Origin of the sequence: Halorarius halobius (assembly GCF_024298865.1) — an archaeon.
Classification (GTDB): domain Archaea; phylum Halobacteriota; class Halobacteria; order Halobacteriales; family Haloarculaceae; genus Halorarius; species Halorarius halobius.
In genome coordinates this window covers 2,321,351-2,336,970 of sequence record NZ_CP101161.1, presented here as the reverse complement: position 1 = coordinate 2,336,970, position 15,620 = coordinate 2,321,351, and the positions used below count along the sequence as shown (strand labels likewise).

18 protein-coding genes are annotated in these 15,620 nt (G+C 71.2%); 9 read left to right on the top strand and 9 right to left on the bottom strand.

Translation table 11 applies throughout. The annotated features are described in order from the left end of the window. Nucleotides 1-63: 63 nt before the first annotated feature. Nucleotides 64-1,362, top strand: a complete 1,299-nt coding sequence (locus tag NL112_RS12400) for an MFS transporter (protein ID WP_350356171.1) — start codon at nucleotides 64-66, stop codon at nucleotides 1,360-1,362. Here the strand turns inward: NL112_RS12400 and NL112_RS12395 are convergent, their stop codons facing one another. Further along, the gene (locus tag NL112_RS12395) at nucleotides 1,363-1,914 is read right to left on the bottom strand and encodes a hypothetical protein (protein WP_255149150.1); all 552 of its coding nucleotides are present in this window, start codon (nucleotides 1,912-1,914) and stop codon (nucleotides 1,363-1,365) included. It abuts the gene before it with no gap. A 173-nt stretch (nucleotides 1,915-2,087) separates the two neighbouring features. On the opposite strand from NL112_RS12395, the gene NL112_RS12390 reads away from it, so the two are divergent. The 3 genes from NL112_RS12390 to asd all read left to right on the top strand — a co-directional run bounded on the left by NL112_RS12390 (nucleotide 2,088) and on the right by asd (nucleotide 4,950). Next, nucleotides 2,088-2,684 carry a halocyanin domain-containing protein gene (locus tag NL112_RS12390; protein WP_255149149.1) on the top strand — a complete coding sequence of 199 codons (597 nt, stop codon included), beginning with the start codon at nucleotides 2,088-2,090 and terminating at the stop codon, nucleotides 2,682-2,684. A gap of 18 nt (nucleotides 2,685-2,702) precedes the next feature. Next, on the top strand, nucleotides 2,703-3,854 hold the full coding sequence (locus NL112_RS12385; protein ID WP_255149148.1) for a VIT1/CCC1 transporter family protein: 1,152 nt from the start codon (nucleotides 2,703-2,705) through the stop codon (nucleotides 3,852-3,854). Nucleotides 3,855-3,918: 64 nt separating this feature from the next. Then, entirely contained in the window at nucleotides 3,919-4,950 is a 1,032-nt protein-coding gene (gene asd / locus NL112_RS12380) for an aspartate-semialdehyde dehydrogenase (protein ID WP_255149147.1), read from the top strand. 41 nt (nucleotides 4,951-4,991) lie between these two features. On the opposite strand, the gene NL112_RS12375 is transcribed toward asd, so the two are convergent. Both NL112_RS12375 and NL112_RS12370 read right to left on the bottom strand, forming a co-directional pair. Then, nucleotides 4,992-5,777 carry a mechanosensitive ion channel family protein gene (locus tag NL112_RS12375; RefSeq protein WP_255149146.1) on the bottom strand — a complete coding sequence of 262 codons (786 nt, stop codon included), beginning with the start codon at nucleotides 5,775-5,777 and terminating at the stop codon, nucleotides 4,992-4,994. Between the two features lie 155 nt (nucleotides 5,778-5,932). After that, nucleotides 5,933-6,385 (bottom strand): hypothetical protein, encoded by a 453-nt coding sequence (locus NL112_RS12370; protein ID WP_255149145.1) that lies wholly within the window; start codon nucleotides 6,383-6,385, stop codon nucleotides 5,933-5,935. A gap of 92 nt (nucleotides 6,386-6,477) precedes the next feature. On the opposite strand from NL112_RS12370, the gene NL112_RS12365 reads away from it, so the two are divergent. Next, nucleotides 6,478-6,843: a VOC family protein gene (locus tag NL112_RS12365; protein ID WP_255149144.1), complete on the top strand. Its 366-nt coding sequence runs from the start codon at nucleotides 6,478-6,480 to the stop codon at nucleotides 6,841-6,843. Here the strand turns inward: NL112_RS12365 and NL112_RS12360 are convergent. Further along, nucleotides 6,840-7,202: a universal stress protein gene (locus NL112_RS12360; protein ID WP_255149143.1), complete on the bottom strand. Its 363-nt coding sequence runs from the start codon at nucleotides 7,200-7,202 to the stop codon at nucleotides 6,840-6,842. The genes NL112_RS12365 and NL112_RS12360 overlap by 4 nt on opposite strands. 24 nt (nucleotides 7,203-7,226) lie before the next feature. Continuing rightward, entirely contained in the window at nucleotides 7,227-8,180 is a 954-nt protein-coding gene (locus NL112_RS12355; RefSeq protein WP_255149142.1) for a D-2-hydroxyacid dehydrogenase, read from the bottom strand. Between the two features lie 77 nt (nucleotides 8,181-8,257). On the opposite strand from NL112_RS12355, the gene NL112_RS12350 reads away from it, so the two are divergent. After that, entirely contained in the window at nucleotides 8,258-9,499 is a 1,242-nt protein-coding gene (locus NL112_RS12350; protein ID WP_255149141.1) for an MFS transporter, read from the top strand. Between the two features lies 1 nt (nucleotide 9,500). Here the strand turns inward: NL112_RS12350 and NL112_RS12345 are convergent, their stop codons facing one another. From NL112_RS12345 to NL112_RS12335, 3 genes are read right to left on the bottom strand one after another with little or no spacing between them, the layout of a single operon-like run. Further along, a complete protein-coding gene (locus NL112_RS12345; protein ID WP_255149140.1) occupies nucleotides 9,501-9,968 on the bottom strand; it encodes an MOSC domain-containing protein in 468 nt (155 codons plus the stop codon). Further along, entirely contained in the window at nucleotides 9,965-10,747 is a 783-nt protein-coding gene (locus NL112_RS12340) for an enoyl-CoA hydratase/isomerase family protein (protein ID WP_255149139.1), read from the bottom strand. Before NL112_RS12340 ends, NL112_RS12345 begins: the two co-directional genes overlap by 4 nt. Nucleotides 10,748-10,772: 25 nt before the next feature. After that, nucleotides 10,773-12,158 (bottom strand): DolP-mannose mannosyltransferase, encoded by a 1,386-nt coding sequence (locus tag NL112_RS12335; protein ID WP_255149138.1) that lies wholly within the window; start codon nucleotides 12,156-12,158, stop codon nucleotides 10,773-10,775. Between the two features lie 92 nt (nucleotides 12,159-12,250). On the opposite strand from NL112_RS12335, the gene NL112_RS12330 reads away from it, so the two are divergent. Continuing rightward, nucleotides 12,251-13,603 carry an NAD(P)/FAD-dependent oxidoreductase gene (locus tag NL112_RS12330; protein WP_255149137.1) on the top strand — a complete coding sequence of 451 codons (1,353 nt, stop codon included), beginning with the start codon at nucleotides 12,251-12,253 and terminating at the stop codon, nucleotides 13,601-13,603. Here NL112_RS12330 and NL112_RS12325 read toward each other — a convergent pair. Continuing rightward, on the bottom strand, nucleotides 13,591-14,040 hold the full coding sequence (locus NL112_RS12325) for a thiol-disulfide oxidoreductase DCC family protein (protein WP_255149136.1): 450 nt from the start codon (nucleotides 14,038-14,040) through the stop codon (nucleotides 13,591-13,593). The two genes, NL112_RS12330 and NL112_RS12325, sit on opposite strands and share 13 nt — an antisense overlap. Nucleotides 14,041-14,668: 628 nt before the next feature. On the opposite strand from NL112_RS12325, the gene NL112_RS12320 reads away from it, so the two are divergent. Continuing rightward, nucleotides 14,669-15,145: a cupin domain-containing protein gene (locus NL112_RS12320; protein WP_255149135.1), complete on the top strand. Its 477-nt coding sequence runs from the start codon at nucleotides 14,669-14,671 to the stop codon at nucleotides 15,143-15,145. A gap of 150 nt (nucleotides 15,146-15,295) precedes the next feature. Next, nucleotides 15,296-15,550, top strand: coding sequence for an MTH865 family protein (locus NL112_RS12315; RefSeq protein ID WP_255149134.1), 255 nt, complete (start codon nucleotides 15,296-15,298; stop codon nucleotides 15,548-15,550). The last annotated feature ends 70 nt before the right edge of the window (nucleotides 15,551-15,620 follow it).

Genomic DNA, 15,620 nt, shown 5'->3' with positions numbered 1-15,620 from the left:
CCCCGTCCGCAATCGCTCCCCGTGAGTTCCGAGCCGTCGGACGACGACCCGGCCGTTCCGGGGATGAGTCGCCGCCGGGTCGTCGGGACGCTGTTCCTCGTCGTGTTCGTCGACCTGCTCGGGTTCGGCATCCTCATCCCCGTCATCCCGCTGTACGCCAAGTTCTTCGGCGCAAACGAGTTCGTCGGGAGCCTCCTCATCGCCACTTACTCGGCGTTCCAGTTCGTCGGCGCGCCCCTGCTGGGTCGCCTCTCCGACGAGCGGGGCCGCCGGCCCGTCCTCCTGCTGTCGCTTCTGGGGAGCGTCATCGCGTGGACGCTGTTCGGCCTCGCCGGCGAGTTGGGGTCGCTCGTCGGCGCCGCCAACGGGCTTGTCGTCCTGTTTGCCGCCCGCGCGCTCGCCGGGGCGATGGGCGGCAACATCGCCACCGCCAACGCCTACATCGCGGACATCACGCCGCCCGAGGACCGGGCCCGGGGGCTGGGCATCCTCGGGGCGGCGTTCGGCCTCGGGTTCGTGTTCGGGCCCGCCATCTCCGGGCTGGTGTCGAGCGGCGTCGCGCTGTCGCTGTTCCGAGACGTGTTGCCCGCGGCCGTCCCCGTCTCCGAGTTCACGATGCCGTCGTTCACGGCCGCGGCGCTGTCGGCGGCGAACCTCGCGCTGGCGTTCGTCGTCCTGCCCGAACCGCGCCGCCGGTCGACGTCGACCGGCGCGACCGCCGCCTCGCGGCTCCGCCGCCTCTACGAGGCCGTCCGGTCGCCCGCCATCGGCTCGCTCGTCGTCGCCTTCTTCGTCGCCTCCTTCGCGTTCTCGGCGTTCGAGAGCCAGTTCATCTTCCTGACGAACGACCGCCTCGGTTACGGCACCGCGGAGAACGCCGTCCTGTTGACGTACATCGGCGTCCTCATCGCCGTCGTGCAGGGCGGCCTCATCGGGCCGCTGACCGAGCGGTTCGGGGAGTACCGGCTGGCGCTGGCGGGTGCGGCCATCCAGGTGGTCGCGCTCGCGGCGGTACCGTTCTCGCTGTCGTGGACGTTCGTCCCGTCGGTGGGGCCCGTCGAGTCGGGGGCAGTCGCGCTCGCGGCCGTCTCCACGCCCCTGGCGTTCGGCAACGCTCTGACGAACGTCTCGCTGAACGCGCTCGTGTCGCTGAACGCCGACGCCGACGAGCAGGGCGGGGCGTTCGGGCTCACGCAGTCGGCCGGGAGCCTCGCGCGGACGTTCGGGCCGGCGGGCGCCGGCCTGCTGTACGTCGCCGTCGCCTACTGGTCGCCGTTCGTCGTCGCCGGCCTGCTGTTCGTCCCGGTGCTGGTGCTGTTGGGTGGGGTCGCCCGCGAGCAGGTCCGGGCGACTCCGGAGTGACTACAGGTACGACACCGTCGTCTCCTCGACGAACACCGGCACAGAACGGGTGTGCTCGCGGCCCTCGAGCGTCACCGTCGCCCGGACCGTCCGTGGCGTCCGGGCCACGAGGCGGTCGAACGCCACGTTCGGCTCGCTCACCACCTCGCCTTCGCGGTTCCGGGTCGTCGTCGCCATCACCGAGATGACCAGCCCCAGGTACTCGCTCTCGACGCCCTTCCCGATGCCCTCCAGTTCGGTGTCGAACCGCTCGTCGAGCGCGGGCAGTACCGCCTCGGAGCCGACGCTTGCACACCGTCGCCTCGCCCACCGCTCGAACGGTTCGGTCTCGTATGCTTCGGGACCGTCGGCGCCGACGCGGGTCGGGTATCTCACTGCGTCCTCTTCGGGGAGATACTCGACCGCGTCGTCCGCGACCGCTCGCCGCGTCGAAACAGGCTCCCCCTCGCCTCTCGGGGCACCGACCACGAGTTCCGGCTTCCCGACCGCGACGCCGCCGGCAAGCGTCACGCCGCACCCGCCGAGCGCGCCGAGGAACGTCCGTCGGTTCATATCTCCCAACACGGTGCCCGGGGGAGGAATACCCTCGCTACGGTCAAACGGCCACTGAAACGGTTCCGGTCGCACCGGTCGTTCGCCCGTCTCGCGGTAATCCGTCGATACCGGCGTCGCCCGCCCGGTGAACGGACGACGCCTATTTCGCGGGGAACGTGGTGGTCGCCGGCATGGTCCCTCCGACACGACGTGACCTGCTCGGGAGCGCGGGACTCGCGGCGGCGCTCGCGCTCGCTGGCTGTACCGACGGCGGTGGCGGCGACGGGACGCCGACCGAGACACAGACAGCGACCCCGACGGCGACGACCACCTCGACGCCGACCGACGCGCCGACCGGAACCGGCGGGGCCGGCGCTGTCACCGGCGACGACTACCCCGCCATCGACCGGTGGCTGACCGAGACCGACGTCGGGGCCGCGGACGACAGCTACGACGGCACCTTCGTGGACCGGCGCGGCGACGACACGGTGACGATAGACGTGGGCGCGGAGGGCAACGGCGACTTCTTCGCGTTCGCGCCCGTCGCCGTTGTCGTCTCGACGGGCACCGAGATACGGTGGCGGTGGACCGGCAAGGGCGGCGCACACAACGTCGAGGCGCTCCCGTTCGAGCAGATCGGCGAGAGCGACTACGAGTTCAGTTCCGGCGAACCGGTCGACGCGACGGGCGTCCAGCACACGCGGACGCTCGAGGACGTGGGCATCGTCAACTACCACTGCGAGCCACACCTCGCGCTCGGGATGAAGGGCGGCATCGCGGTGGAGTGACCCGGGGAACTACGCCGGATGTGGGCGTCCACGGCCTCAACGACTGACGACGGCGACCTCAACCGCTACCGGACCAACCGACAGGACGAGGTGGACAGCGCCGCGGTGTACGCCGCGATGGCCGACGCGGAGACGCGGCCACAGCTCGCGGAGGTGTACCGGCGACTCGCGGCCACCGAGGCCGACCACGCCGAGTTCTGGGCCGGGAAGCTCCGCGAGGCCGGCGTCGAGGTGTCCGACGTGCGCCCCTCGTGGCGCGCACGGGTACTCGCGTGGGTGGCACGTCGGTTCGGCCCCGACGCCGTCGTCTCGACGATGCAGGCCGGGGAGGAGGCCGGCGGCTCCGGCTACGCCGACCAGCCGGAGACCGACGGCACCGGGATGGTCGCGGACGAGCGCTCGCACGACCGGTTGCTCGCGACTATCTCGGAGACGTCCGGCCGCGGCGCCGAGGGGAGTGTCCTCGCTCGCCTCGAAGGGCGCCACCGGGCGACCAGCGGGAACGCGCTCCGTGCGGCCGTCCTCGGCGCCAACGACGGCCTCGTCTCGAACCTGAGTCTCGTGATGGGCGTCGCGGGCGCGGCGCTCGACGCGACGGCCATCCTCGTCACCGGGCTGGCGGGCCTGCTCGCCGGCGCGGGGTCGATGGCGATGGGCGAGTGGCTCTCCGTGCAGAGTTCACGGGAGCTGTACCAGCGGCAGATAGCCGTCGAGGCGGCCGAACTCGCCGAAGCGCCGGCCGAGGAGCGGGAGGAACTCGCGCTCATCTACGAGGCGAAGGGGCTATCCCGCGAGCAGGCCGAGTCGCTGGCCGACCGCCTCGTCAGCGACGAGGCGACGGCGCTCGACACGCTCGCCCGCGAGGAACTCGGCATCGACCCGGAGGAGCTCGGTGGGTCGGCGTGGGAGGCCGCCGCCACCTCGTTTGTCCTGTTCGCGCTCGGCGCTATCGTCCCGGTCCTCCCGTTCTTCGCGCTGACGGGGCTGACGGCCGTCGGCGCCAGTCTCCTCGCCAGCGGCGTCGCGCTGTTCGCCGTCGGTGCCGGCATCACGCTGTTGACCGGGCGGAGCGTTCTCTACTCCGGCACGCGGCAGGTCGCCATCGGGCTGGCGGCCGCCGCGCTCACTTACGGCGTCGGGTCGCTCATTGGCGTGTCGCTCGCCGGCTGACTCCCGCCCGGCGAACGGTGCCGTGGGCGACACGGTTTTCCACGGTCCCGCCCCACCCCCGGTAATGGTACGAGTCGGCATCCTCGGCGCGACCGGCGCGGTCGGTCAGCGCCTCATCCAACTGCTCGAACCGCACGACGACTTCGACATCGCGGCACTCACCGCCTCCTCGGACTCCGCGGGCAGACCCTACCGCGAGGCGGCGAAGTGGCGCGTCGACACCCCCATCCCCGAGTCGGTCGCGGACCGCGAGGTCGCCGCGACCGACCCCGACGCGGTGTCGGACGACGTCGACCTCATCTTCTCCTCGCTCCCCTCCTCGGTCGGCGCGGAGGTCGAACCCGCGTTCGTCGAGGCGGGCTACGTCGTCTCCTCGAACTCCTCGAACGCGCGGATGGAGTCGGACGTCCCGCTCGTCATCCCCGAGGTGAACCCCGACCACCTCGACCTGCTGGAGGTCCAGCGCGACGAACGCGGCTGGGACGGAGCCCTGGTGAAGAACCCGAACTGCTCGACCATCACGTTCGTCCCGACGCTGGCGGCGCTCACCGACTGGGAGATCGAGACGGTCCACGTCGCCACCCTCCAGGCAGTCTCCGGCGCGGGCTACGGCGGCGTCACGTCGATGGAGATACTCGACAACGCCATCCCCCACATCGGCGGCGAGGACGAGAAACTGGAGACCGAGTCGCGGAAACTGCTCGGCGCGTTCGACGGCGCCGAACTGACGCTCAACGACATGGCGGTGTCCGCGTCCTGTAACCGCATCCCGACGCTCGACGGACACCTCGAGAACGTCTGGGTCGAGACGGCCGACGACCTCTCGCCCGAGGACGCGGCCGCGGCGATGGAGTCGTACCCGAGTCTCGACCTCCCTTCCTCGCCCGACCCGTTCATCCACGTGATGGAAGAGGAGGGCCGCCCCCAGCCACGGCTCGACCGGATGCTCGGCGACGGGATGGCCGTCGCCGCGGGCGGCATCGAGTCGACGCACTCGGGCCTGCAGTACGACTGCCTCTCGCACAACACCATCCGCGGTGCGGCGGGCGCGTCGGTGCTGAACGGCGAACTCCTGCTCGACCGCGGCTACCTGTAGCCCCGGTCGGCGTCGACCGACTCCTCGCCGCCGTCGACCGGTCAGTCGTCGACGGACTCCTCGCCGCCGTCGGTCTGTCCCAGCGGCGCCGACTCGCCGCCGGTCGCCCCGCCGGGGAGCCAGTCCCCGATGTTGGCGGCCACGTAGTCGCGAGCGCCCAGCCCGAACGACAGCCCGATGGCGAGCGCGACGCCGAGCCCCAGGCCGCCCGCCACCGCCGCGGAGAACAGATACAGGATGTCCACGTCGACACCCATCGTGTCGAGGCCGACGACGACGGCGATGAAGTAGAGGAACACGCGGAGCCCGTCCGCGAAGTACTCGGTGTAGCGCACGTCCGTCAGCGTCTGGGTCGTGCCGACGAGGTCGGCCAGCAGGTCCGCAAGCACGAATCCGAGGACGATGATGAGCACGCCCGCGACGAACGCCGGAAGGTACGACATCGCCTCCGCTATCCACTCCGAGAGCAACTCGATGGCGAGCGCGTCGGCGGCCGCCAGCACCGCCAGCGCGTAGACGAAGTACGCCGTGACGCGGCCGAGCCCACGCGAGACGGCCGTCTCGGTGCCGCCGAACATCCGACCGATGGGCGTGTCGGCCACTCGCCTGTCTATCTGCGACCGGTCGACCACCCGGCGGACGACGCCGCCGAGCACGCGGCCGAGTATCCATCCGACGAGCAGGATGAGCAGTGCGCCGACGAGCTGTGGCAGGAACGCGATGACGGCGTCGACGGTCGCGCCCACGGAGTCTGGAACCCCAAGCTGTGCCGGACCGAGCGAGTACCAGCGGTACATGACGAGGGTCGTATCGCACCGCGAGCGCATTGTTACACGCTACGTATCCCGCTCCAGCCGCGCGTATCGCTCGCCGCTCCAACCGCCGGTCCGACCGAATCGGTTCTCCGGGCGTCTCAGCTGGTCTTACCAGGTAGAAACGCCTACTTTCCGTCGGTCGTCCGTCGGTTCCGCGGTCGCGCCACTCATTCCTCTATGACGTGGTACGTCTCCCGCAACGGGGCGAGCCGCCCCGCTACCAGACCCAGCGCCGCGATGCCGGCCCATCCGGCGCCGGCGAGGCCCGCGACCACCAGCCGGCCGTGCGTGGCGACGACCGGGAACTGGCCCGCCGAGGCCGCGAGCACGTAATTGAGCCCGTGGAACACGCCGAACGGGACGTTCGCGGCGAACACGTACACGAGCGTGGCGGCGAACAGCGCGCCCGCGAGGCTCCCGGCCAGCAGGCCGTGCCACGCGCCGGTTTCGGGACCCCTGTCGGCCGCGAGGCCAGCGGCCGCGCCCGCGACCAGCCCCGTCCCGAGCAGGAGCGGCACGCCGGTCAGCCGAAGGCGGTCGAGCCCTGGGAGGAAGGCGAGCGTCCCCAGATACGCGGCGGCGGCAACCGCCCCGACTGCGACGGCGCGCCAATCGGTCATACCCGACGTTCGACGCGTGCCCTCTTGGGGCTGACGGGGGCGAACGTCGCCGGCGTCGCCGGCTACTTGCCCGTCGCCGCCCGAGCGCCGACATGGAGATACTCCACACCTGCCTGAACGTCGCGGACGCCGACCGTTCCATCGAGTTCTACGAGCAGTTCGGCTTCGAGGAGACGTGGGGGTTCGAATCCGGCGACACCGTCAACCGCTACGTCGCGGACGACGACGGCGTCGAACTCCAGCTGTCCGAGACGGCGGGCGAGACCGAGTTCGACCAGGGGACCGCGTGGGACCACCTCGCGCTCCGCGTCGACGACGTCGACGCCACCGTCGAGCGGGTCGACCACCACGGCGTCGTGAAGGAGCCGGGGCCACAGCCGGCCGCCGACGCCTACACCGCGTTCATCGAGGACCCCGACGGTCACCACGTCGAACTCATCGAACCGCTGGACGACTAACCCGGGACGACGAACACCGGCGCGTCGACGGTGGCGAGCACCGACCGGGTCGTGGAGCCGATGCCGGCATCGCCGCCGCGGTTCGGCCCGAGAACTATCTGGTCGACGCCCCGCTCGCGAGCGAACGCGACGATGACCCGGTCGGGGGTCCCGGTTTTCCGGTAGGTCCTGACTGTCGCCCGGCCGGCCAGTCGGTCCTGTGCGACGCCGGAGACTGCGGCGCGCCCCTCGACCGGGCGGGCCTCCTCCTGGACCGTCAGCACGAACACCTCGTCGCCGTCCTCGACGGTCCCGTCGAGGTAGTCGCAGGCCGCCGTCGCCGTCTCCGGCGACGCCGCGGCGACGAGATAGCGCGTCATGCCCGACCCCAACGGTCACCGCACCTAATCGCTTTCGGCCACAGCGACGCGGTTGCGGAGGCCGCGGCCGCCGGCCAGCCGCTCCACGTTCTCGGCGACGAGGTCGGCCAGTCGCTCGTAGTAGCGCGGCGTCGCGCCCGCGAGATGCGGCGTCACCTGCACGTTCTCGAACGTCCACAGCGGGTGGTCCGGGGGGAGGGGTTCGGGATCGGTCACGTCGAGCGCCGCGCCGCCGACCTGGTTCCGACGGAGCGCCGACACCAGCGCGTCCGTGTCGACGACGGGCCCGCGGGCGACGTTCACGACGACGGCGTCGCTCGGCAGGGTCACGAGCGCCGACTCGTCGACGAGCCCCCGGGTCCCGTCGGTCAGCGGACACGCGAGCACGAGGTAGTCCGTGTCGGCAAGCGCCCCGGAGAGGTCGTCGGGTCCAACGACGCTGTCGGTCGGGCCGCCCTTCTCGGGGGAGGCGCGCACCCCGATAGTGTCGACGCCGAACGGTGCAAGCCGCTCGACGACGGCCCGCCCGATGTGGCCCAGTCCCACCACCGTCACCGTCGACCCCCGTAGCTCCCCGACGGGGTAGGGCCGCCACTCGCTCCGCTGTTCGCGCCGCCAGCCCTCACGGAACCCGCGCTCGAAGGCGAGCACGGAGCCGACGACGTGCTCCGCGACGTTGGGCGCGTGGACGCCCGCGGCGTTCGTCACCGCCACGTCCCGGTCGGCGAGTGCCCAGAGCGGCAGGTGGTCGTGGCCGGCGTACGCGCAGGCGAACAGCTCCAGGTGGTCGGCGTCTCCGAGCAGTTCGGCGTCGAGCCGCGGCCCGGTGGCGATTCGCGCGTCGGTCAGTTCGTCGGCCTCGGCCGCGCGGGTCCGGGCGTGGACCACCTCGTGGTCGGGAAGTCGCTCGCGGAGGGCGGCGGCGTAGTCGGCGGCGTCGTAGCCGTGGACCCCCTCGCGGCAGACGAGCAGTTTCATACTCGCGCGTCGCGGGGCGGGCGCAAAAACCCGGGCGCTATCGCACCGCTCAAGTCCCGCCCGCTCGGAGTGCGGGCGTGCGCAGGCAGTGGTCGCTCATCGGGCTCGCGGCGGTGTCGCGGTTCTCCGGCGGCATCCTCATGGGGACGGCGCTGGCCGTGTTCGTCGAGTCGCAGGGGTCGCCGCTCCTGGCCGGCGTGCTCGCGGCCGCCTACTTCGCGGGGCTGATGGTGTTCTCGCCGGTGTGGGGCGCCGTCGCCGACGTGACCGGTCGCCGCCGGGCCGTGATGGTGGCGACGGGCTTGCTGTCGGCGGCCGCGGTCCTCCCCCTGCTCGTCGTGCGGGGCGTGTGGGCCGCCATCGGCGTCCGCGCGCTGTTCGCCGTGTTCGCGGCGGGGTACGCGCCGGTCGTGCTCGCCATCGTCTCCCACCACGGCGGCGCCAGCGGCCGGGGCCGCTCGGTGGGCATCTACAACTCCACCCGTTCCGGCGGGTTCGCGCTCGGGCAACTCGGCGCGGGGGCCCTGCTCGGGGTGGTCGCGCCCGCCTCGACCCCGGTCGTGCTCGCGGTGGCGGCGCTGTCGGTGCTGTGTGCCCTCGCCGCCGTCGGCATCCGGGACCCGACGCCCACGCCGCCGAAGGCGTCGTGGCGCGAAGTCGGTTCGGAGGTGCGCCGCCGCCTCCTGCCGGCGCCCGAAAATCGCGACCATCTCCGGACGAACGGGCTGGGGTGGCTCTACGTCGCGCTGGCGGCGCGCAACCTCTGTGTGCTGGGCGTGATGGCGCTGATGGGGCCGTACCTGCTCGGCGAGGTGGGCGTCTCCGGGCCGGTGATGGGTGGCCTGCTCGCGGTCAACCACGGCTCGCAGGTGGCGTTCATGTTCCTGCTCGGGGTGGTTGCTGACCGCACCGGCCGCAAGCCGCTCATCGCCGCCGGCATGGCCGGCTCCGGCCTCTTTGCTGTCGTCGCCGCCGGGATGACCCTGCCCGCCGCGGGCCTTGCGCGGGTCGCGGTCGCCGCGTTCGGCTTCCTCCTGCTGGGGTTCGTGTTCTCCGCGATGACGACCGGCGCGGTGGCGTTCATCGGGGATGTGGCGCCCGACGAGCGCGAGTCCGAGTTGATGGGGCTTCGCGGGACGGCGAAGGGGCTCGGCGGTGTGTTCGGCCCGCCGCTGGTGGGGCTTGCGGCCACGGCGTACAGCTACGAGACGGCGTTCGCCACCGCTTCCCTGCTCGCGTTCGGCGCGAGCGCGCTCGTCGCATTTCGACTGACGGAGTCGCGGCCCGCACGCGGGGTCGGCTCCCCCGCCGACGACTGACTCACTCCGGCGTGACGGAGTCCCCGGCCGCTATCTCCCCGCCGTCGAGGACCGTCGCCCGGAGGCCGCCCCGGTGGACCAGCGCCTCCCTGACGCCCTCGCGTTCGAGGTGCCGCTCCAGATACGAACAGGGTTCGCAGAGTTCGACGCCCACACAGAGCGCGTCGCCGACGCGGAACCGCTCGCCGACGAGGTGGTTGAGTGCGACGCCGCGGGTCGTCACGTTCCGGCGGTGGACGCCCGGGTCGAGGTCGACCCCGTAGTCGGCCTCGACGGCGTCGAGCGCCTCCGCCTCGATGAGCGTGAGGTTCGACCCCTCGCGGTCCGCGAACGTCCCCGACTCGCGGAAGTAGCGGTCGCCACGCAGGCCGCGCTCGGCGACGGCCTCGACTGTCTCGACCCGCTCGGGCGGCGCACCTTGTTCGGGCGCGACGTGGACGCGCTCGACCCGTCCCTCCTCCGCGGTCATCGACCCTGGAAGTCGGGGTCGCCGTCGGCGAAGAACGCGTCGACCCCCTCGGCGAAGTCGTCGGTTCGGGCGAGCTTCGAGATGCGCTCGGCCTCGCGTGCGAGCTGTTCGTCGAGCCCGTGGTCGAAGCTCGTGCGCAACAGCTCACGGGTCTCGGCGTACGCCCGCGTCGGCCCGCTCGCCAGCCGCTCGGCCTCCTCGCGGACGCGCTCGTCGAACTCCTCGTCCGGCACGGCCTCGGTAGCGAGGCCGACGTCGGCGGCCTCCGTCGCGCCGACCGGCTCGTCGCGGAACGCTATCTCCTGAGCTTTGCGCAGGCCGACGAGTCGCGGCAGGAAGTACGAGGAGCCGCCGTCGGCCGACAGGCCGATGCGCGGGTAGGCGAACTCCCAGCGCGCGGAGTCGGCGGCCAGCACGACGTCGCCACACAGCGACGGGCCGATGCCGCCGCCCGCGACGACGCCGTTGACCGCACAGACGACGGGCTTGTCGGCCCGGGCCAACTGTGAGACGAACTCGTGGAGCGACGCGGCGAGCCGGCGCAGGCGCGTCTCGTCGCTGTCGTCGGCCTCCAGCGTCGTGAGGTCGGCGCCGGTGTTGAACGTCGCTCCCGTCCCCGTGAGGACGATACAGCGCACGTCGTCGTCGGCCACGAGGTCGACGGTGCCGGCACGTAGCGCCTCGGCGGTCGCGGCGTCCATCGCGTTGTTCGCCTCCGGTCGGTCGAGCGTCAGCGTGCCGACCGCCCCCTCGCGGTCGACGTTCACGGAGTCGTCCATATGCGTCGGGTCGCCGGCCGCGACCTTAGGTGTACTTCTCGACCACGGTGGCCCATATCGGGTCCAGTTGGCCACACTCCGCCTGCCAGTACGGCTCTCCGTCGGGCGAGAGCTTCGCCTTCTTGATGACCCTGAACTGGGTCTGCCCGACGAACACGCGACACGTCGGCGGGTCGACCGCGTGCCAGAACAGGTACTGGCGCTCGGTGCGGTTGTGCAGGAAGTCCGTCTCCATCTCCTCGGTCGTGTTGTACGTCGCCGGCGAGGTGAGGTCCGTGCGGCCGGTGCCGAACCCGCCCATCGTCACCACCGACAGCAACACCATCGCCGTCACGGCGACGCCGAGCACGCGCCGGCTGTCGCCGGTGCCGCGGCCGACGGCGAGGCCGACGCCGATGGCGACGACCGCGAACCAGACGTAGGAGTCCGGCAGGGTGTCGAAGTCGATGAACACCATGACGAACGTGAACCACGCGGCGACGGCGACCAGCGGCCACTCGCGGCGAATCCGGTCGTCGGTTAGCGACGCGCCCAGCCCCGCGAGGCCGACCAGGATGACGGGCAACTGCCGGCCAAGCACCCGCAGGATGAACTGGACGCGGTCGCGGAACGTGGCGTTCTCCGTCGACAGAAGCGGCGTCAACACTGCCTCGGCTATCATCGCGGGGAACGACCCCATCACCACGACCGGCAGGAGGATGGCGACGCCGGCCGCCACGCCGGTCGCGACGTACCGCTTTGCGCCCTCGCCGCGCTGGAGGAACACCGCCAGCGCCGCGAGCGGGAACGCGAACGACAGTTGCCAGAAGCCGATACAGCAGGCGCCGGCGACGCCTGCCAGCCGCGGGCGCTCTCTGAGCGCCAGCCATACCACTGCGATGCCCAGCGCCGCGACGAAGTACTTGCTCTTGAACCCGATGAGCGCCCGCCAGTAGAAACTCGGGAGCGTGAACACCGCCAGCCCGCCGACGACGGCGCCGAACGTGTCGTCGGTGAGTTCGTGGACGACGGCGGCGATGGCGACGCTGGTTGCGACGATGGCGCCGCCGGTCAGCGCCAGCGCGAGCGTGTGGTAGACGGCGACGCTCCCGCCGGAGAGCGCCGCCACCACGCCCAGCAACTCGAACGCGAGCGGCGGCTTCACCTCCCAGATGCCCGTGTAGAGGTCGGTGCCGTGGGCGAGATGCCAGCCGATGTACTCGAAGATGACTGAGTCCTTCAGCACGGGCCACTCGTTGGGCCCGAGCGGGGCGTACACGCGGTAGGCGGCGTACGCTTCGAGGACGAGTGCCAGCACCGCGGTCACCGCGAGCGGGTGGTCGTCGAGGCGGGTCAGCGCGCGGTCGTACCCTGATTCGAGGGCCTCGCGATCGACCGGGAGCGCGGGGAGGGCGTCGGTGTCGGGGGCCATCCACGGGAGGGGCGAGCCCCCAGCGGCATAAGTTTCCCCGTCCCGGGCCGCGAGGTCAAGCGATTTAAGAGCGAACGGGACGCCCCACGGGTATGGACTACGACGTCGTCATCGTGGGCGGGGGGCCGGCCGGCTCCTCGGCCGGGCAGGCGGCCGCCGCCGCGGGCGCGGACGCGGTCGTCGTCGAGAAGGGCGTCCCCCGCGCGGACCGCGAGGGACTGGGCCCCGACTCCACGGACGCCGCGGGCATCCTCGACTACTGGGTCGACATGATGGACCTCGACGAGTCGGTCCCGGAGTGGGTGAAACACCGGGAGCTGTCGGGGGCGGACTTCGTCGGCCCCTCCGAGACCGTCAACCTCGACTCGACGGGAATGGAGTCGACGTACCCGAACTTCGGGTTCACGATGCACCGGGCGCGGTTCGACGACTGGCTCCGCGAGCGCGCCGAACAGGCAGGCGCGGAGTACCGCGTCGGAACGGGCGTCCGCGAGGTGGAAAGCGAGTTGACGGGCGAGCCGTCCCACACCGTCGTCCTCAAGGACGGCACCGAACTCGACTGTCGGTACCTCGTGCTCGCGGACGGGCCACAGCGCACCATCACGGGGAAGGTGCTCGACCCGCTCCTGCCGGACGGCCAGTTCGAGCAGATGGCGTCGACGCGGGCCAACCACATCGCCTACCAGGAGTACCGGGAGATACCCGACGACGTGTACGAACCCGACCGCATCAAGTTCTGGTGGGGGTACATGCCCGGCCACACCGCCTACCCGTGGGTGTTCCCGAACGACGGCAACGTCGCCCGCGTCGGCCTGACGATGCCCATTAACCTCGACCTCGATTCGGTCGAGAACCGCGAGCGGTACCGTCTCCTCCACCCGGACGACGAGCGCGTCCCACAAGGGAAGACGTACATCGAGCGGCTCATCGAGGATGCGTACCCGGACCACTCGCTCGACGAGTTCCCGCTCCAGACGGACCGCGGGAAGGCGAAGGGGACGGAGACGTACCCCATCTCCTCGACGCGGCCCATCGAGTCGCCCACCGACGCGAACGTCGCCGTCGTCGGCGGCGCGATGGGCGCGACCTCCGCGTTCCACGAGGGCGGCGACCACGTCGCCGTCCGCACGGGAAAAATCGCGGGGCGGCTGGCGGCGCTTGGCGCACTGAAGGCGTACAACAGCGAGTGGCACCGCGCCGTCGGCGACGAGGTGCTTCGGAACGTCGCCATGGCCGACCTCGTCCGCGAGTACGGCCCCGACGACTGGGACCGCGTGTTCGGCGTCGTCAACGACATCATGCCCGACGACGGCATGTACGACACGAAGGACGCGGCGTTCGCCGGCCTCACTGGTCTCAAGTACTACCTCCAGTACAAGTGGACGAAGTTCGGCTATCGGAGCGGTCGGTACGCGCAGATACGCGAGGACGACTACGCGCTGTGAGTGTCGCCGGTCGGTGCACCCTCCGGCGTTGTCCCGCCCGTCGCCAGGAACCGGTCGCGTAACCCCTTCTCGGGCACCATGCACTCCTCCTTTTTCCCGAACAGACGGTAGCGGACCGCGGCGAAGGCGTCGTAGGCGGCGTCCCGCACCGGCCGGGGAACGACCCGGAGATGCCACGCCCACCGGTACGGCGCGTCGAGGTGGCGGGCGATGCGGACGGCGCCGTCGCTCTTGGTGTACGCGCCCGAGTCGTCGAGGTAGACCAGCGAGTCGAAGTAGTCGGCCTCGAGGCCGTGGGCCGCGAGCAACTCGGCGGCGACGGCAGACTGGAGCGGGGCGAACCGCATCTCGCCGTCGTCGTGGGCGTGGATGAACCGGACGGACCACGAACAGACGTTGCAGACGCCGTCGAACAGCACCACCGGCCCCTCGTCCATACCGGCGATACGGTCCGACCGGACAAAACCGTTGGTCCGCGCCGAAAGGCGTTTGTCCGCGACCCACCGAGTACGGGGTGCACACCCCTAGTCCCCGCCCCGAGGCCGTACCAGCGCGCGATGAGGCGGCGGAGAACCCGGGTGTGCGACACGCGTTGCGCGTCAGCGCAACGGAACGTGGAACCGGCGTCAGCCGGTGACACGGGTCGCGCGTCAGCGCGACCGACCGTGGAGTCGGCGTCAGCCGACGACACGCGTTGCGCGCAAGCGCAACGGAACGTGGAGCCGACACGAGTCGGCTCCCGGATGGCACACGAGACGGGCCCGCCCCCCACGAGGGTTAGCCAGCCGACGCGGCACGCCGCCAGGGACGAGGCTGGTCGTTAGTGTCGGGGGCGACATCTCCCGAGTCCGCGTAGCGGTCGCTGGGTCCCGCACGCGGTCGCTGGGTCCCGCACGCGGTCGTCAGTGGGTGTAGCGTCGGATTACTCGGCCGACGCACGAACGTCGCGGCGACGAGGACGCCGGTAACCCGCTACTGGGTCTCGTTCGGCGTTCATAACGAAGTTCGGGTGGCGCGTCGCCCCGGTCGACGGGTGCAGACGAACAAGGAGCAGGTACGACACACATGACCGACAACAGCCACAGCCAGCACGTACAGGCGGTCGACCTCCACCGGTTCGAGGGTGCAGACGTCTGGGTCGAGGGCGAGGAGCACGCCCGGTTGCGCGGCTACTTCCCGCTGTCGCCGGGAACGCCGAACGCCAGCGAGGTAGCCGGCGAGGACCTGATGGTCGTCAGCATGGAGATAGAGCCGGGGAACCACCTGCCGAGCCACCGGGACAGCAACGAGGAACTGCTCGTCGTGACGGACGGAACCGTCGAGGTGACGGTCGGCGACGAGACGGTCCGACTCTCGTCCGGCGAGTGTGCCGTCGTCCCCGAGATGATACCCCACGGGGTCGAGAACGTCGGCAACGAGACGGCACGCATCATCGGGGTCTTCCCCGACGACGAACTGACCGCCACCTTCGAGCGGCCGCTGATGCCGTTCGAGTCGAACGTCGTGACCGTCGGGAAAGGGACGGACCCCGAGCGGGAGTAGCGACCGACCACCGCGGACGACGACGCCACAGAGACCGGGCATTCGTCTCTCCCCTGGTTCTCGCCCGCGTCCGGTCCGGAACCACACTTATACCGACCCGGGATAGCCGGCACAACGCTGAACGAGGCTACTGACCTACCGTGGCACGCTATGGCAGACAAGGAAGACCTCCGCCAGCAGTTCACCGACGCGTTCGAAGGCGCCGACTACCCGGTCAACAGCCCGATGGACCTCGTCCCCGCGCTTCCGAACGGGCCGGCGACGACGTTCGAGTCCGGCGACTTCTCGATGACCGCGATGGAACTGAACACGCAGGCCGGCGGCTCCCAGGAGTTCCCCTACGACAACGTCGACGACCTCGTCGACGACATCATGGACGGCCTCGAAGAGGAAGGCTACATCTGACGGCCGCTCGACGCGCACAGTTCTCCCGGGGGCGACGGCACCCCCGGCCACGTACCGCCGTGAGCGACGG

Bases quoted from the DNA above. Each gene is read 5' to 3' on its own strand.
- NL112_RS12315 (WP_255149134.1), top strand. From the start codon at position 15,296: ATGGCAGACAAGGAAGACCTCCGCCAGCAGTTCACCGACGCGTTCGAA.
- NL112_RS12355 (WP_255149142.1), bottom strand. From the start codon at position 8,180: ATGAAACTGCTCGTCTGCCGCGAGGGGGTCCACGGCTACGACGCCGCC.
- NL112_RS12375 (WP_255149146.1), bottom strand. From the start codon at position 5,777: ATGCGCTCGCGGTGCGATACGACCCTCGTCATGTACCGCTGGTACTCG.
- NL112_RS12370 (WP_255149145.1), bottom strand. From the start codon at position 6,385: ATGACCGATTGGCGCGCCGTCGCAGTCGGGGCGGTTGCCGCCGCCGCG.
- NL112_RS12360 (WP_255149143.1), bottom strand. From the start codon at position 7,202: ATGACGCGCTATCTCGTCGCCGCGGCGTCGCCGGAGACGGCGACGGCG.
- NL112_RS12390 (WP_255149149.1), top strand. From the start codon at position 2,088: ATGGTCCCTCCGACACGACGTGACCTGCTCGGGAGCGCGGGACTCGCG.
- NL112_RS12335 (WP_255149138.1), bottom strand. From the start codon at position 12,158: ATGGCCCCCGACACCGACGCCCTCCCCGCGCTCCCGGTCGATCGCGAG.
- NL112_RS12325 (WP_255149136.1), bottom strand. From the start codon at position 14,040: ATGGACGAGGGGCCGGTGGTGCTGTTCGACGGCGTCTGCAACGTCTGT.
- NL112_RS12395 (WP_255149150.1), bottom strand. From the start codon at position 1,914: ATGAACCGACGGACGTTCCTCGGCGCGCTCGGCGGGTGCGGCGTGACG.
- NL112_RS12385 (WP_255149148.1), top strand. From the start codon at position 2,703: ATGTGGGCGTCCACGGCCTCAACGACTGACGACGGCGACCTCAACCGC.
- NL112_RS12340 (WP_255149139.1), bottom strand. From the start codon at position 10,747: ATGGACGACTCCGTGAACGTCGACCGCGAGGGGGCGGTCGGCACGCTG.
- NL112_RS12345 (WP_255149140.1), bottom strand. From the start codon at position 9,968: ATGACCGCGGAGGAGGGACGGGTCGAGCGCGTCCACGTCGCGCCCGAA.
- NL112_RS12365 (WP_255149144.1), top strand. From the start codon at position 6,478: ATGGAGATACTCCACACCTGCCTGAACGTCGCGGACGCCGACCGTTCC.
- NL112_RS12320 (WP_255149135.1), top strand. From the start codon at position 14,669: ATGACCGACAACAGCCACAGCCAGCACGTACAGGCGGTCGACCTCCAC.
- NL112_RS12400 (WP_350356171.1), top strand. From the start codon at position 64: ATGAGTCGCCGCCGGGTCGTCGGGACGCTGTTCCTCGTCGTGTTCGTC.
- NL112_RS12330 (WP_255149137.1), top strand. From the start codon at position 12,251: ATGGACTACGACGTCGTCATCGTGGGCGGGGGGCCGGCCGGCTCCTCG.
- asd (WP_255149147.1), top strand. From the start codon at position 3,919: ATGGTACGAGTCGGCATCCTCGGCGCGACCGGCGCGGTCGGTCAGCGC.